General features: G+C 73.0%; 17 protein-coding genes. 5 read left to right on the top strand and 12 right to left on the bottom strand.

Annotated elements, in window-relative coordinates; translation table 11 throughout:
* Positions 1-75: 75 nt before the first annotated feature.
* The 3 genes from FB455_RS14780 to FB455_RS14770 form a co-directional block, all read right to left on the bottom strand.
* Complete coding sequence (locus FB455_RS14780) at positions 76-918, bottom strand: beta-keto acid cleavage family enzyme (RefSeq protein ID WP_013475115.1); 843 nt, start codon at positions 916-918, stop codon at positions 76-78.
* 112 nt (positions 919-1,030) lie between these two features.
* Positions 1,031-2,140 (bottom strand): CAF17-like 4Fe-4S cluster assembly/insertion protein YgfZ, encoded by a 1,110-nt coding sequence (ygfZ, locus tag FB455_RS14775; RefSeq protein WP_145753725.1) that lies wholly within the window; start codon positions 2,138-2,140, stop codon positions 1,031-1,033.
* Positions 2,137-2,544 carry a Fur family transcriptional regulator gene (locus FB455_RS14770; RefSeq protein ID WP_082171454.1) on the bottom strand — a complete coding sequence of 136 codons (408 nt, stop codon included), beginning with the start codon at positions 2,542-2,544 and terminating at the stop codon, positions 2,137-2,139. Before FB455_RS14770 ends, ygfZ begins: the two co-directional genes overlap by 4 nt.
* 92 nt (positions 2,545-2,636) lie before the next feature.
* Between FB455_RS14770 and FB455_RS14765 the strand changes: the two genes are divergently transcribed.
* Positions 2,637-3,506: an aminotransferase class IV gene (locus FB455_RS14765; RefSeq protein ID WP_145753723.1), complete on the top strand. Its 870-nt coding sequence runs from the start codon at positions 2,637-2,639 to the stop codon at positions 3,504-3,506.
* A 73-nt stretch (positions 3,507-3,579) separates the two neighbouring features.
* Here FB455_RS14765 and FB455_RS14760 read toward each other — a convergent pair whose 3' ends face one another.
* Together FB455_RS14760 and mtfM are read right to left on the bottom strand one after the other, a co-directional pair.
* The gene (locus tag FB455_RS14760) at positions 3,580-4,206 is read right to left on the bottom strand and encodes a heme-binding beta-barrel domain-containing protein (protein WP_145753721.1); all 627 of its coding nucleotides are present in this window, start codon (positions 4,204-4,206) and stop codon (positions 3,580-3,582) included.
* The gene (gene mtfM, locus FB455_RS34780; RefSeq protein WP_013288813.1) at positions 4,172-4,276 is read right to left on the bottom strand and encodes a small membrane protein MtfM; all 105 of its coding nucleotides are present in this window, start codon (positions 4,274-4,276) and stop codon (positions 4,172-4,174) included. The genes FB455_RS14760 and mtfM overlap by 35 nt, the downstream gene beginning before the upstream one ends.
* A gap of 23 nt (positions 4,277-4,299) precedes the next feature.
* On the opposite strand from mtfM, the gene FB455_RS14755 reads away from it, so the two are divergent.
* The 3 genes from FB455_RS14755 (at position 4,300) to FB455_RS14745 (ending at position 7,200) form a co-directional block, all read left to right on the top strand.
* The gene (locus FB455_RS14755) at positions 4,300-4,662 is read left to right on the top strand and encodes a DsrE family protein (RefSeq protein ID WP_013288814.1); all 363 of its coding nucleotides are present in this window, start codon (positions 4,300-4,302) and stop codon (positions 4,660-4,662) included.
* Between the two features lie 73 nt (positions 4,663-4,735).
* Positions 4,736-5,125 carry an SCP2 sterol-binding domain-containing protein gene (locus FB455_RS14750; RefSeq protein ID WP_145753719.1) on the top strand — a complete coding sequence of 130 codons (390 nt, stop codon included), beginning with the start codon at positions 4,736-4,738 and terminating at the stop codon, positions 5,123-5,125.
* Positions 5,122-7,200, top strand: a complete 2,079-nt coding sequence (locus tag FB455_RS14745) for a glycogen debranching N-terminal domain-containing protein (protein ID WP_145753717.1) — start codon at positions 5,122-5,124, stop codon at positions 7,198-7,200. The genes FB455_RS14750 and FB455_RS14745 overlap by 4 nt, the downstream gene beginning before the upstream one ends.
* A 2-nt stretch (positions 7,201-7,202) precedes the next feature.
* On the opposite strand, the gene FB455_RS14740 is transcribed toward FB455_RS14745, so the two are convergent.
* The 7 genes from FB455_RS14740 to FB455_RS14715 form a co-directional block, all read right to left on the bottom strand.
* Complete coding sequence (locus tag FB455_RS14740; protein ID WP_013288817.1) at positions 7,203-8,054, bottom strand: hypothetical protein; 852 nt, start codon at positions 8,052-8,054, stop codon at positions 7,203-7,205.
* 54 nt (positions 8,055-8,108) lie between these two features.
* Entirely contained in the window at positions 8,109-9,161 is a 1,053-nt protein-coding gene (locus FB455_RS14735; protein ID WP_013288818.1) for a hypothetical protein, read from the bottom strand.
* Positions 9,162-9,290: 129 nt separating this feature from the next.
* Positions 9,291-9,629 (bottom strand): DUF1416 domain-containing protein, encoded by a 339-nt coding sequence (locus FB455_RS14730; RefSeq protein WP_013288819.1) that lies wholly within the window; start codon positions 9,627-9,629, stop codon positions 9,291-9,293.
* Complete coding sequence (locus FB455_RS14725; protein WP_013288820.1) at positions 9,629-10,477, bottom strand: sulfurtransferase; 849 nt, start codon at positions 10,475-10,477, stop codon at positions 9,629-9,631. Before FB455_RS14725 ends, FB455_RS14730 begins: the two co-directional genes overlap by 1 nt.
* Before the next feature lie 206 nt (positions 10,478-10,683).
* Positions 10,684-10,761, bottom strand: a complete 78-nt coding sequence (locus FB455_RS34775; RefSeq protein ID WP_311202345.1) for an Ms5788A family Cys-rich leader peptide — start codon at positions 10,759-10,761, stop codon at positions 10,684-10,686.
* A 95-nt stretch (positions 10,762-10,856) separates the two neighbouring features.
* Positions 10,857-11,639 carry an LmeA family phospholipid-binding protein gene (locus tag FB455_RS14720; RefSeq protein ID WP_013288821.1) on the bottom strand — a complete coding sequence of 261 codons (783 nt, stop codon included), beginning with the start codon at positions 11,637-11,639 and terminating at the stop codon, positions 10,857-10,859.
* 79 nt (positions 11,640-11,718) lie between these two features.
* Positions 11,719-12,768: a hypothetical protein gene (locus tag FB455_RS14715; RefSeq protein ID WP_013288822.1), complete on the bottom strand. Its 1,050-nt coding sequence runs from the start codon at positions 12,766-12,768 to the stop codon at positions 11,719-11,721.
* A gap of 245 nt (positions 12,769-13,013) precedes the next feature.
* Here FB455_RS14715 and FB455_RS14710 point away from each other — a divergent pair, with 245 nt between their 5' ends.
* A complete protein-coding gene (locus tag FB455_RS14710; RefSeq protein ID WP_186461596.1) occupies positions 13,014-13,733 on the top strand; it encodes a winged helix-turn-helix transcriptional regulator in 720 nt (239 codons plus the stop codon).
* Positions 13,734-13,736 lie beyond the last annotated feature (3 nt).

Below are 13,736 nucleotides of genomic sequence, written 5' to 3'. Positions count from 1 at the left end.
GGACGGACCCGGTCGGCGGCGGGGTGACCTGCGACGTCGACCGGGGTGGTACGGGGTCGCAGCGGGGTGCGCCGCTTACCGGACGGTAGCCGGGACGCCGAGCAGCGTACGGGCCTCGGCGGTGGTCAGCGGAGGCCGCTGGGCGAGCTGGGCGAAGCCGACCGCCCGCGCGACGAGCTGCATGTTGGACTCCACCGGACGCCCCTTGGCGTACGTGACCGTGTCCTCCATGCCGACCCGCAGGTGGCCACCGGCCGACAGCGAGGCCAGCATCACCGGGATGGTGCTGCGCCCGATGCCGGTGGCCGCGAACGTGGTGCCCTCGGGCAGGTCGCGCAGCATCTGCTGGGCCGCGACAAGGGTCGCCGTGGTGCCGGGCATGCCACCCGGCACTCCCATCACGAAGTCGACGTGCACGTGCCCGCCGTGCGGCAGGCCGTACTTGCCGAGCAGCCGCTGCAGGGCGGTGAGGTGGCCCAGGTCGAAGATCTCGTACTCGGGGACGACGCCCCGCTCCTGCATCCGGGTGTGCAGGTCGACGATGAACTCCCACCGGTTGAGGAACACGTCGTCGCCGAAGTTGACGGTGCCCATGGTGCAGGAGGCCATGTCGGGTGCGGCGTCGAGCACCGCCAGCCGGGCCGACTCCGGGTCGGTCACCGCGCCGCCGGAGGAGAGCTGCACGATCAGGTCGGTGCTCTCCCGCAGCGCCGCCACCGTGTCGCGCAGCCGCCCCTGGTCGAGCGTGGGCCGCGCGTCGTCGTCACGGATGTGGACGTGGATCACGGCGGCGCCGAGCGCCTCGCACTCCTTGGCCGTCAGCAGCAGCTCGTCGAGCGTCACCGGCAGCGCCGGCACCTCCGCCTTCGCCGACTCCGCGCCGGTGGGGGCAACCGTGATCAACGTCCCTGTCGTCATGCCCCGGATCCTAGACCGGTGCCCGGCGCCGGGTCGACCGGAGGATTTCCGGTGCAGGCGGCGTTAAGAAGGGACCTTTCCTCTACCGGAGGCGTTAATAGGGGGCCCTTCCTTACACGTCGATGGCGGCGGCGCTCTCGCCCACGAGCAGTCGGGCGTCGTCGGGCGTGTTGCGCTTCAGCACGGCGAGCGCCACCTGACCCAACTCGTAGTGCTGCACGGCGGTGCCCACGAAGCCGACCGTCCGGCCGTCGAGCGTCACCGGCGTACCGGCGACGGGCGGCTGGTCGCTCGCCACGCCGTCCAGGTGCAGCAGGACGAGCCGGCGGGGCGGCTTGCCCAGGTTGTGCACCCGGGCGACCGTCTCCTGCCCCCGGTAGCAGCCCTTGTCCAGGTGCACGGCCGGGGCGATCAGGTCCACCTCGGCCGGGATCGTCCGGTGGTCGGTGTCCACGCCGGCCCGGGCCTGCTTGGCGGCCACCCGGATCGCCTCGTACGCCCACAGCCCGGCCACCGGCACCCCGGCGCCGCGCAGCTCCGCCACCACCTCGTCCATGGCCGCCCGCGGCACGAGCAGGTCGACGCCGAGCGCCACCCGCCGGGCCCAGCCGCCGACCGGCAGCGGCTTGACGTCGTACACCGCTGACGGCCGCGCGGGCAGCTCGCCGGAACGGAACTTCGGACCCGGCACCGCTGCCACGTCGGGAGCGGCCAGCCCGGTGACGCCGAGCGTGTCGAGCGCGCCGGGCGCCTCCGGCCCGACGAGCGACAGCAGCGCGTGGTCGGCGGTGGCGTCGCGCGGGTCGACCTTGCTGAAGAACCGCATCTTCTCCAGGTATGCCAGGAGGCCCTCGGTCATCCCCGGCTCGGTGTCGAGCCAGGTGGTCTCGCCGTCGTCGGCGACCATCGCGTGCTGCTCGACGTGCCCGTGCGGGGAGAGCACCAGCAGCTCGGTGCCCTGCCACGGCGCCAGCGCGGCCAGGTGCTGGCTGGTGAGCGTGTGCAGCCAGCCGATCCGCTCCTCGCCGGGCACCGCGACCACGCCCCGGTGCGAGCGGTCGACCAGGCCCACGCCGGTGGCCAGGAGCCGCTGCTCGCGCATCGGGTCGCCGTAGTGGGCGGCCACCGGGCCGACGCCCGCCGCCCGGTGGGCCGGTTCCGGCTGGTCCCGGGTCTGGTCGTCGATGGCGTCGGTGGTCACCGCGCCCGCGATGTCGATCATGTGCGTTCCCCGTTCTGTGCGCAGCGGCCGCAGACCCCGAAGAGCGCGACATGCCCGATGTCGACCTTGAACCCGCGCTGCTCGTCCAGCTGGTCGGCGAGCGGGCGGAGCATCTCCGGGGAGATCTCGTCGATCGCCCCGCACTCCCGGCACACCAGGTGCACGTGCTGGTGCTCACCCGCCGCGTGGTAGGTCGGCGAACCGTGCGACAGGTGCGTGTGCGTCACCAGGCCGAGCCGTTCCAGCAGCTCCAGCGTGCGGTAGATGGTGGTGATGTTGACTCCGGCCGCGACCTCGCGGACCGCTGTGTGCACCTGCTCCGGGGTGGCGTGCCCCAGATCCAGGACGGCCTGGAGCACCAGCTGCCGCTGCGCCGTCAGCCGCAGCCCGCGCGAGCGGAGCATTTCCGCGAGGGAGGATTCGGACACCCTTCGATCATAGTTCGGCCGCCGCGCCGGCCGGTCCGCCGCCGGGGGTACGCCACTACGCTGCGCCAGTGGGTACGACACGGGTGGCGGTGCTCGGCCGGGGGCTCGTACCGGCGGGTGAGCCGGTGCTGCGCGGCGACGACCGGGGCGTCCTGCACGGCGACGGCCTGTTCGAGACGCTGCACCTGCGCGACGGCCGCCCCTGGCTGCTGGAGCCGCACCTGGCCCGGCTGCGGGCCGGCGCGGCGGCGATCGACCTGCCGCTGCCCCCTGATGCCGCGCTCGTCGAGCTGCTGGACGCGGTGTGCGCCGGCTGGCCCGCCCGGACCGAGGGCGCGTTGCGGCTGGTCTGCACGCGGGGACCGGAGGGCGGTGGGCCGCCCACGGTGTACGCGACGCTCGGCGAGGTGCCTGCGTCCGCCCGACTGGCCCGGCGGGACGGGGTGACTGTGGCCACGCTGCCGCTCGGGGTGGCCGCCCGGTCCCGCCCGGAACTGGGGTGGCTGCCGAGCGGCGTGAAGTCCACCTCGTACGCGCTCAGCACCGCCGCCCGGCGGTGGGCGCAGCGGACGGGCGTGGACGACGTGCTCTGGGTCTCGACCGACGGCTACGTGTTGGAGGGGCCCACCGCGAACGTGGTGTGGCTGAGTGGCGGCCGTCTCCTCACGGTGCCGGCGGCACCGACCGGAATCCTGCCCGGCGTGACCGCCGGCCATCTGCTGGAACGCGCCGGAGAGCTGGGCCTGACCGCAGGCGAGCACCTGCCCACCGTGGCCGACCTGCACGAGGCCGAGGCGATCTGGCTGACCAGCTCGCTGCGCGGCCCGGCAGAGGTCACGGCCTTGAACGGAACCCCCCGCCCGAGTTCCCCCCTGACCCAGCGCATCCAGACCCTCCTGGACCTCCCCCCACCCCCACCCCCACCCCCACCCCGTTGATCATGAAGTTGGCGGCGACAAATCGGGCAAGGATCGCCGCCAACTTCATGATCGCCGGAGCGAGAAGGGAACGTCAGCCGGCCACCCGGGTCAGGCGGGCGGAGAGGTGCGGGCTCAGAGGGTGGCCCACGGCGGCCATCTCCTGCGCGTAGAGCAGGGCGCCCTCGACGATGCCGAACAGCCGGGCACCGGCGGTGACCTCCTTCGCCGTGGCGGTACGCACGACCGCGTCGGTGGCGAACTCGATCCGGGTGCCCTTGCGCTTGCCGATGTGCAGCTCCATCACGCCGGTCGGCGTGGTCATCAGCGCCTCCAGCTCGTCGGTCACCCGCTCACCGTCGAGCACCGGACGCCACCAGCCCACCTCACGGCCGGCGGGACGGACCGGGCGGCTCTGCTCGTCCAGGATCCACGCCCGGGACTCGTAGAACAGGAACGGCCGGCCGTCGTGGCTGATCCGGATCTCCTGCGCGTAGTCGAAGTCCTCGATCGTCGGGAACCCACCCCGGCCCCGGCCGCGCCAGACCCCGATGTACGGCAGCAGGCCGTCCAGGCTCGGGTGCAGCTTCGGGCCGACGCGCAGGTCGTGGCTCTCCTCGTACGGGTACGGGTCGACCGGCGGCGCGTTCAACCACGGCGGCTGAAGCGGACTCTCACTCACAGATTCACCACTTACCTCTAGCGATTCGCACTGCGACATAGACCAGGCCACCCGCGAGCGCGCCCAGGCCGGCGACCAGCAGGCTGACGAACCCGATCTCGGTAACCATCCGGGCCATCCTATGCTGGCGTCATGGCGCGCACTCTCGTCGTCAAGGCCACCGCCGGCGCGGACTCCCCGGAACGCTGTGCACAGGCGTTCACAGTCGCCTCCACCGCAGCCGCGGCCGGGGTGGACGTGTCGCTCTGGCTCACCGGCGAGTCCACCTGGTTCGCACTCCCCGGGCGGGCGGAGACGTTCGAGCTGCCGCACTCCGCGCCGCTCGGCGAACTGCTGCACGTGGTCCTGACCACGGGCCGGGTGACCGCCTGCACCCAGTGCGCGGCCCGGCGGGACATCGGCCCGGGCGACGTCATCCCCGGCGTACGCATCGCGGGCGCCGCGGTGTTCGTCGAGGAGGCGATGACCGAGGGCGCGCAGGCGCTCGTCTACTGAGCGACCCGCCCGGGTCGTCCACTCTGACCGGTGAGCCGATCCTGACCCGACATGTCCGGATTACGCCTACCATGTGAACGTGAGTGAGGCGATCCAACAGTTCTTCGCGTCGCTACCGGCGCGCGCCGCGTCGGTGCTGAACAGCCCGATCGGCGGCACGCTTCAGATCGACCTGGCCGACGGCAACCGGACCGAGCACTGGTACGTGACGCTGGCCCCCGGATCGGCCCAGGTGAGCCGGGAGGAGCAACGGCAGGCGGACGGCGTGCTGACCCTCTCCACCGAACTGTTCGAGAAGCTGGTCACCGGCCGCGAGGCCGGCATGGCCGCGGTGCTGCGCAACGAGGCCACGTTCAGCGGGCACGTCGTGCTGTTCCTGGCGTTCCGCCGGTTCCTGCCGACCCGGCCCGACGTACGGGATCCGCGGGACGCCGCCCGCGACCACGTCCGGCGGGTGGCGTGAAGGAGCGGGTCAGCATCCTCGACGGCAACACGTTCCTGGTCAGCGACGATCGCGGCAACATCCAGCCGTCGTACGACTTCCCCACCGGGCTGTTCTCCTTCGACACCCGGTTCCTCTCCACCTGGATCCTCACCCTCGACGGGGAAACCCTGCACGCACTCTCCATCGACGACTCGCTGTCGTACAAGACGCGGTACTTCCTGGTCCCCGGTGAGCCGACGCACTATCTGGACGCGAACGTCTCGGTGATCCGCAGCCGCGCGATCGGCGGCAGCCTGGACGAGGAACTGACAGTGCTCAACCACTCCGCGCAGGCGAAGGAGTTCCGGCTCCGGCTGGAGATCGGCTCCGACTTCGCCGACCTGTTCGAGATCAAGCACAAGCGGGACAAGAAGGGCACCACCACGCCCAGCGTGGAGACGAACGCGCTGCGGCTGACCTACCGCCGGCAGGCGTTCCACCGCGAGACGATGGTGACCAGCAGCGCGCCGGCCGAGGTCGACGAGAGCGGGATGACGTTCCGGATCCGGGTCGGCCCGCACGGCGAGTGGACCACCCGGCTGCACATCGACACAGTCATCTACGGCGCCCGGGGCGAGGACATCCGGGCCATCCTGCCGCTGGGCGGCCAGCGGACGGCGGCCGACATCGAGGCGGAACAGAGCGCCCTGATCAGCCGGGCGCCGAAGCTCGGCTGCGACTGCGAGCCGCTGGCCGGGGCGTACCGGCGCAGCCTCAACGACCTGGCCGCGCTCCGGTACGAGTCGATCACGCTCGGCGTCCGGTTGCTCGCCGCCGGCCTGCCCTGGTTCATGACGCTGTTCGGCCGGGACAGCATCTTCACCTCGCTGCAGGTGCTGCCGTTCCTGCCCGAGATGGTCAAGCCCACGATCGTCATGCTCGCCGGACTCCAGGGCAGCCGGGTCGACGACTTCCGGGACGAGGAGCCCGGCAAGATCCTGCACGAGCTGCGCTACGGCGAGACCGCCGGCTTCGAGGAGCAGCCGCACTCGCCGTACTACGGCGCCGCCGACACCACGGCGCTGTTCGTGATCCTGCTCGACGAGTACGAGCGGTGGACCGGCGACGCCGACCTGGTGCGCAAGCTGGAGCACGAGACGCGGGCGGCGCTGACCTGGCTGGACACGTACGGCGACCTGCTCGGCACCGGTTACGTCTGGTACATGTCGCGGAACCCGGAGACCGGCCTGCCGAACCAGTGCTGGAAGGACTCGCCGGACGCCATCTCCTACGCCGACGGGCGGATGCCCGAGTTCCCCCGGGCCACGTGCGAACTCCAGGGGTACGCGTACGACGCGAAGCTGCGCGGCGCCCGCCTGGCCCGCACGTACTGGAACGACCCGACGTACGCCGACCGGCTGGAACACGAGGCGGCGGCGCTGAAGGAACGGTTCAACCGCGACTTCTGGATCGCGGACCGCGAGTACTACGCGCTGGCGCTCGACCCGCTGGGCCGCCAGGTGGACGCGCTCACCTCCAACATCGGTCACCTGCTGTGGAGCGGCATCGTCGACGAGGCCCGCGCCCCCGCCGTCGCCGCCCATCTGCTCGGCCCACGCCTGTTCTCCGGGTGGGGTGTGCGGACGCTCGCCGACGACCAGGGCCGGTACAACCCGGTCGGCTACCACGTGGGCACGGTGTGGCCGTTCGACAACTCGATCATCGCCTGGGGCCTGTGGCGGTACGGCTTCCGCCAGCAGGCCGGCCGGATCTGCGACGCTCTGCTCAGCGCGTCGCACTACTTCGACGGGCGGCTGCCCGAGGTGTTCGCCGGCTACGAGCGCGGCCTCACCGACTACCCGGTGGAGTACCCCACGGCGTGCAGCCCGCAGGCGTGGTCCGCCGGCACGCCGCTGCTGCTGCTACGGGTGATCCTGGGACTGGAACCGCAGGGCGATCACCTGATCATCGACCCGGCCGTGCCGCCCGGGATGGGCCGGGTGGAACTGCTCGACATCCCGGGCCGCTGGGGCCGGGTGGACGCGCTGGGCCGCAGCCGGGAGCCGCACGAGGAACAGCCGTCGCCACCGGCGCTGACCCTGCCCGGCGGCTGACGTCAGGCCCGGCAGGGCGTGGTGACCGCCACCCGGACCCGCTCACCGGCCCGCAGCGCCAGCACCGCCGGGTCGCCCGGGCGTGCGTACGCGTCGGCCGAGTCCACCACCGGCGCGGCGCCGACGCCGAACGCGGCGGCCAGCGACTGGTCGGCCGGCACTGCGGCCTCGGACCGGGCCGTGCGGGCGGTCCCGCCACCCGGGCAGGGCGCGGTCAGCACCTGGACCGGCCCGGTCGCGCCGCCCCACCGGCCCAGCGCCGACGCCAGCACGGCCGACTCGGCGGCGGCGTCGGCGGACGGAACCCGGTAGCCGGAGCCCGCCGGGCGGCAACCGGTGTCGGCGGTGAGCAGCACCCGGCCCGGGCCACCGGCCCGGCCCTCGACCGCGACGAACTCGCCCGCGTCGGCGCGCAGCAGCGGTTCGCCGTCGAGCGTCGACACGCCGGCCCGCCAGCCCGACGGCAGCCGGTCGGCGATGCCGCGCAGCACCTCGCGTACGTCGTCGCCGCCGATCGCCACCTCGACGCCGCGCTCCAGCGTCGCGCCGTCGTCCATCGGCGTGATCCGGCAGCCGCGCTCCAGCCGGTCCGGCAGGAGCGCCGGTACGCCCGCGGCGCCGACCGCGGCGGTCAGCTCGCCGATCGCCCGGTCCACCACCGGGCCGGCCTGGTCCAGCGACCGCTGCTCCTTCACCGTCGGCGCGTCCGTGCGCACCGACCACCAGGTCAGACTCGCGAGCAGCACGGCCCACACCACGGTGGCGACCGTCAGCCAGCGCAGCCGGCGTCGGCCGCCGGGGCCGGGCCGGCCGGGCGGGGTGGGCGGGGCGTAGCCCGTCTCGACGGCAGTCACCCGGCCATGGTGTCACGGACGGGCGAGACGCCCGGCCGCGCCTCGGCACCTCGCTCAGACCGGCTCCGACCGGCGGGACAGCAGCCACAGCAGGTAGAAGGGGCGCTGTCGCAGCTCGCCGCGACGGTCGGCGTACTGGTCGGCGGCGAGCACGGCGGAGAAGAACCCGCCCGCGCCCAGCATGCCGAGCACCGGCGCCAGATGGGTGCCCTCGACCGCCACCAGCGTCGCCGCGACAGTCGCCACCGCCGCCCCTGCGGCCTGCACGGCCGAGCGCCGGGCCACCCGGGCCACCTCGGCCCGGGCCGCCCGCACCCCCTCCTGGATCTCCGCGTCGAGCTTCACGAGTTGTACCAGCGCGCGGTCCGGGTCGGTGTCGACCTCCAGCATCCGGCCTCGCAGGTACGCCTGGGTCGCGGCGAGCGCGTCGCCCTCCTGGGTCAGGATGGCGCAGTAGTCCCGCAGCGACGTGCCCTCCAGCATCGGCAGTTCGAGCTGGAGCAGCGGGGTGACCAGCCGCGCCTTCACCGGATCCCCGCTCGGCACGTCGACGACCCGATGCCCCTTGACGATCAGGTCGAGCGTGCGGTCCGGGTTGTCGCCCAGCTCGATCCGGCCTGATGTGTCGAACAGCGACGAGGTGGACTGTGCGTCCGGCGCGCGCGACTCCAGGTGGCTGCGGCGGAAGGTCTGCGGGAAGTAGACGAGCTGGCCCAGCTCGAGCAGCGGCGCGCAGTCCCGCAGGTACGCGCCGAGGCGGCCCAGGTCGTCGCACTCGGCGAAGAGCTGGTCGATCCGGATGTCCTCGTACCGGCAGCGCGGCCCGCAGTGGTCCGGGTCCTCGCCGCACCTCTTGCAGATCTCCCGGTTGACCAGATAGCGGTGCTCGCCGCCCGGCTGGGACAGGACCAGCTTGGCCGTGACGAGCGTGGCCCGCTTGGTGAGGAACGACAGATCGGTGTCGAGGCTGGCCACCGAGACGTCGAACGGGCGCCGCCGGCCGGACGCGTCGGTGCGCTGGAGTTCGCGGACGACCTCCTCGCCCCGGTTGCCGTCGATGAAGTCGATCAGATAGCGGCGGGCGTGGGCAGCGGCGTCGTCGAGCACCTGATCCCCCTCCGGCGCGTCCGGGGCGCACCGCCGTCCAGCCTGCCAGCCACGGGCGAGCCGCACAGTCGCCGGAACGGCTCGTGGCCCGCCACCCGGGTGGGCGGCGGGCCACGATCAGAGCGTGGGTCAGGCGGCGACCGAGACGGTCACCTCGTTGATCCCGCGGGCCGCGGACACGGCGGTGTCGCCGTTGCCGTGGCGGGACAGCGCGCGCAGCGTCCAGGAGCCCGGCGCGGCGAAGAACCGGAACTGCCCGGCCGCCGACGTCACCACCTCGGCGGTGAACTCGCCCGTCGAGTCGAGCAGGCGCACGTACGCGCCCGGCACGACCTCACCGGACTCGGCCAGCACGCGGCCGGTGATGACGGTCTCCTTCTCCAGGTCCAGGCTCGCCGGGAGGGGGGCGGACTGGTCCGGCGCGGCGCAGCCGGCGGCAGCCGTCGAGGCGGCGGAGGCGGCGGTCATCAGGCCTCCCCGGGCTCGTCGCCGAGCGCCACCGGCACGCCGACGAGCGAGCCGTACTCGGTCCAGGAACCGTCGTAGTTCTTCACGTTGCGGTGCCCGAGCAGCTCCTGGAGCACGAACCAGCTGTGCGAGGAGCGCTCGCCGATCCGGCAGTACGCGATCGTCTCCTTGCCGTCGTCCAGCCCGGCGTCGGCGTAGATCTTGCGCAGCTCGTCGTCGGACTTGAACGTGCCGTCCTCGTTGGCCGCCTTGGACCACGGGACGCTGATCGCGGTCGGGATGTGGCCGGCCCGCTGCGCCTGCTCCTGCGGCAGGTGGGCGGGGGCGAGCAGCCGGCCGGCGAACTCGTCGGGGCTGCGCACGTCGACCAGGTTCTTGGTGCCGATCGCGGCGACCACCTCGTCGCGGAACGCGCGGATCGAGGTGTCCGGCTCCTGCGCGACGTACTGCGTCTTCGGCCGCTCCACCACGTCGGTGACGAGCGGACGGGCGTCCAGCTCCCACTTCTTGCGGCCGCCGTCGAGCAGCTTCACGTCGCCGTGGCCGTAGAGCTTGAAGTACCAGTACGCGTACGCGGCGAACCAGTTGTTGTTGCCGCCGTACAGGATCACGGTGTCGTCGTTGGCGATGCCCCGGTCGGACAGCAGCGCCTCGAACTGACTCTTGTTGACGAAGTCCCGGCGGACCTGGTCCTGCAGGTCGGTGCGCCAGTCGAGCTTGACGGCGCCGGCGATGTGCCCGGTGTCGTAGGCCGAGGTGTCCTCGTCGACCTCGACGAAGACGACGCCCGGGGCGCCGAGGTTCTTCTCGGCCCACTCGGCCGAGACGAGTGCGGTGTCGCGACTCATCAGATCACTCCCTGGTGAGGATGGTTTGGTGAGCCTGCGCGTGGAGATCGATGTCGATGGTTGTCGCACCACACGCGGACCCTGAGCTAGGAACGGATCACGGGTACGTGCGACGGCGCCGCTGCCGGGCGTTGAGGAGGGGGAACCGGGAAAGGTTCGTGGACCCTGGGTGGCCGCCGTTCAGGCGGCCGGAGACAGCCCCGCCGTCAGATGACGGGGCGACACAGGCAGGTGGCCACGCGGCACAGGTCGACCGCGCGCCGTTTGGTGAGGAGGGTCCCCATGGGCAGGGAGATTACCAGCCGAGGCGACAGCTGCCACCAGGCCGACCAGCATCCGGGACGGCAGGCCCGTTCCCCGGACCGGCCGTGTGCGGCTTTCAGCCGGCTGAATTGATGGGCACGTTCGCCGCGTCCGCCGTGACCACCAGGCCCTCCGGCTTCGGCTCCACCTTGCGCAGGTTGAGCTGGAACGGCAGCTCCGGCAGCGGCACGTCGATCGAGATGCCCTGCGCGTACCGGGTCAGCGCGGCCCGCGCCAGCGGCACGTTCGGCAGGCCCTCGGCGGTGAGGTCGTTGAAGCGCAGCGCCACCTTGTTGCCGGCCACCGTGACGTCGGCGGTGCCGTTGACGGTGAGCTTGATGCCGAGGACGTCCACCGGGGCGGTGACGGCGAGCTTGCCGTTGCGCTCGCCCAGCGTCAGCCCGGGCCGGTCCAGCAGCTTGGCCAGGCTCTCGTAGGTGACGGTGCCCCGCCCGTCGACGCTCTCGGCCACCACGTCGCCCCGGCCGGAGCGCAGCGTGTCCAGCGAGGCGGTCACGTTGCGCGCGTCCACGTCGAGCTTCGGCACCTCGACCGCGTCGCCCTGCACGTCGCCGCGCACGTCGGTGAGCTGGATCGAGATGCGCTCGTACCGGCCGTCGAGCACCTGGGTGAGGAACGGGAAGCCACCCACCTCGACCTGCGGCGCGGCGGACTGCGCGTCCTGCTTGGCGATCTCCTGCCGGACCTGGTCGGCGATGGCGCGCTCGGCCACGCCGGCGGCCACCCGGTCGGCGACCACGAGCAGCCCGGCCAGCACAAGCAGCAGGACGAGGAAGCCGATCAGCACCTTCCGGCCCCGTCGCCGGGGTCGGCCCTCCGCCGGATACGCCTCTGCCACGCCGCCTCCAGTCCTCGCCGCCGTCACCGCGCCTCGCGGCGCAACCGTACTTACCCGAGGCGAATCCTCCCCAACCGCGTCAGAGGAACAGCACGCACATGGCGTACGCGGCGGGCGCGGCCAGCGCGAACCCGCCCAGCGGTCCCTGCATGTGCCGGGCCACCCACATCGTCGGCGGTTCACCGGCCATCAGGCGGCCCGCCTCGGCGTACCCCACCGCTAGGTCGGCCAGGACGGCGGTGGCCGCGCTGACCACCCCGACCAGGGCGGCGCTGGTCGGGGTGAAACCGACCAGGTAGCTGCCGAGCACGGCACTGGTGAGGGTGCCGATCATGGCGCCGGCGACCACGCCCGTCGCGCCACGCGGCACCTGCGGGGCGAGCCGTGGCCACGGCGCGACCGCGTCGGTGAGCCGGGCGACGAGCAGCGCCACCCCGGCGGCGGTGAGGCAGACAGTGATCGCCTGGGTGCCCTTGGGGATCCGGCTGAGCACGATGAGCGTGGCGAAGGCGACCACGCCCACGACGATCAGCAGAGTGCCGCCGAGCGAGTCGGTCACCCGGACCCGGTCCACCCGCCGCACGAGCTGCCCCAGCACGGCCAGCAGGAGCCCGGCTGCGGCGGCGTAGCCGAGCGGGGCCAGGCCGGCGATGTCCGACTGCACGGCGGCGACGTCGGCGATCACCGCCGTCGCGGCGCTGACGAGCGCGACGACGAGCAGTGCGGGCGGTCGCATGGCCATCGTCCAGGCCAGCACGAACAGGAGCTGGACGCCGAAGATGATCGCCGCGAACGGAAGCCGGTGCCCGGGGCCCGAGGTCTGCGCGCCGAGCACCAGGCCGACGCCGAGCAGCGCGGCGAAGCCGGCGACGGTGAGCGCCAGGGGGCGGCGGACCGGGACCGGAGGCACCTCCTCCTCGGGCTCCTCGTCGGATTCGTCGTCGGGACGCCGGCCGGGACCGCCCTTGCGCAACCGGCGCGGGCCCTTGCGCTCCGGCCGCTCGCCCTCCTCGTCGGCGGGGCCGGTACGCGGGGCGGGCGGGTAGCCACGGGCGGGGCCGGACGGCCCGGCGGACGGGTCGTCGGCCCACGGTTCACGACCGGTGTCGCGCGAGGTGGAGGGAAACACGCCCCGATCGTGCCAGACCCGGGCGGCTCGGCGGAGGTCCCGGTTTCGACGACGTTAAAACCTGCGCCGCGATCGAGGGCAGAAAGGGCAAACGGTAAATCGCGCGAAGGTGACGGCCGGTCCATCGGTTACGCTCAGGCCGTTACCCGCCCGTCGACGACGCCGGGACCCACGCAAGTTCACAGTGCCGCCCGCACCCGGGCGTGTCGCTGGTCGCGCGCGGCCGGAAGGCCGCCGGGACGGAGGTGATCGTGGAGCTCCTGCTGCTCGTGACCGCGCGGGCCGGTGAGCCGTCGGCGGTGTTGCCGGCACTCGACCTGCTGCCGCACTCGGTTCGCACCGCACCCCGCGACGTCCGCACGCTGGTCTCCGGCCCGACCCCGGACGCCGTCCTGGTGGACGCCCGCTCCGAGCTGAGCGAGGCGCGTGCCACCTGCCGGATGCTGCACGCCACCGGGCTCGGCGTACCGCTCGTCGCGGTCGTCACCGACGCCGGACTGATCGCGCTCAACGCGGACTGGGGCGTCGACGACGTGATCCTGGCCGGCGCCGGGCCGGCCGAGGTGGAGGCCCGGCTGCGGCTCGCGGTCGGCCGGCTCAGCAACGCCACCGCCGGCGCCGGCGGCTCGATCCGGGCCGGCGAGCTGAACATCGACCCGGACACGTACGCCGCCAAGCTGAAGGGCCGGCCGCTCGACCTCACGTACAAGGAGTTCGAGCTGTTGAAGTTCCTGGCCCAGCACCCGGGGCGGGTGTTCACCCGGGACCAGTTGCTGCGCGAGGTCTGGGGCTACGACTACTTCGGCGGCACCCGGACGGTGGACGTGCACGTGCGGCGGCTACGCGCCAAGCTCGGCTCGGAGTACGAGTCGATGATCGGAACCGTCCGCCAGGTGGGCTACAAGTTCGTCGTCCCGCCGTCGCGCTCGCTGCCGGAGCCGGAGCCCGCCCCGCTGCCGGTCTGACCG

It is taken from the genome of Micromonospora sp. CNZ296 (assembly GCF_007827635.1).
The sequence above is the reverse complement of the archived record's forward strand: the minus strand, read 5'-3'. Positions and strand labels throughout refer to the sequence as shown.

What these genes read in the sequence shown, in the direction of transcription:
- FB455_RS14780 (WP_013475115.1), bottom strand. Translation starts at nt 918, where the DNA reads ATGACGACAGGGACGTTGATCACGGTTGCCCCCACCGGCGCGGAGTCG.
- ygfZ (WP_145753725.1), bottom strand. Translation starts at nt 2,140, where the DNA reads ATGATCGACATCGCGGGCGCGGTGACCACCGACGCCATCGACGACCAG.
- FB455_RS14770 (WP_082171454.1), bottom strand. Translation starts at nt 2,544, where the DNA reads ATGCTCCGCTCGCGCGGGCTGCGGCTGACGGCGCAGCGGCAGCTGGTG.
- FB455_RS14760 (WP_145753721.1), bottom strand. Translation starts at nt 4,206, where the DNA reads ATGTCGCAGTGCGAATCGCTAGAGGTAAGTGGTGAATCTGTGAGTGAG.
- mtfM (WP_013288813.1), bottom strand. Translation starts at nt 4,276, where the DNA reads ATGGTTACCGAGATCGGGTTCGTCAGCCTGCTGGTCGCCGGCCTGGGC.
- FB455_RS14755 (WP_013288814.1), top strand. Translation starts at nt 4,300, where the DNA reads ATGGCGCGCACTCTCGTCGTCAAGGCCACCGCCGGCGCGGACTCCCCG.
- FB455_RS14730 (WP_013288819.1), bottom strand. Translation starts at nt 9,629, where the DNA reads ATGACCGCCGCCTCCGCCGCCTCGACGGCTGCCGCCGGCTGCGCCGCG.
- FB455_RS14725 (WP_013288820.1), bottom strand. Translation starts at nt 10,477, where the DNA reads ATGAGTCGCGACACCGCACTCGTCTCGGCCGAGTGGGCCGAGAAGAAC.
- FB455_RS34775 (WP_311202345.1), bottom strand. Translation starts at nt 10,761, where the DNA reads ATGGGGACCCTCCTCACCAAACGGCGCGCGGTCGACCTGTGCCGCGTG.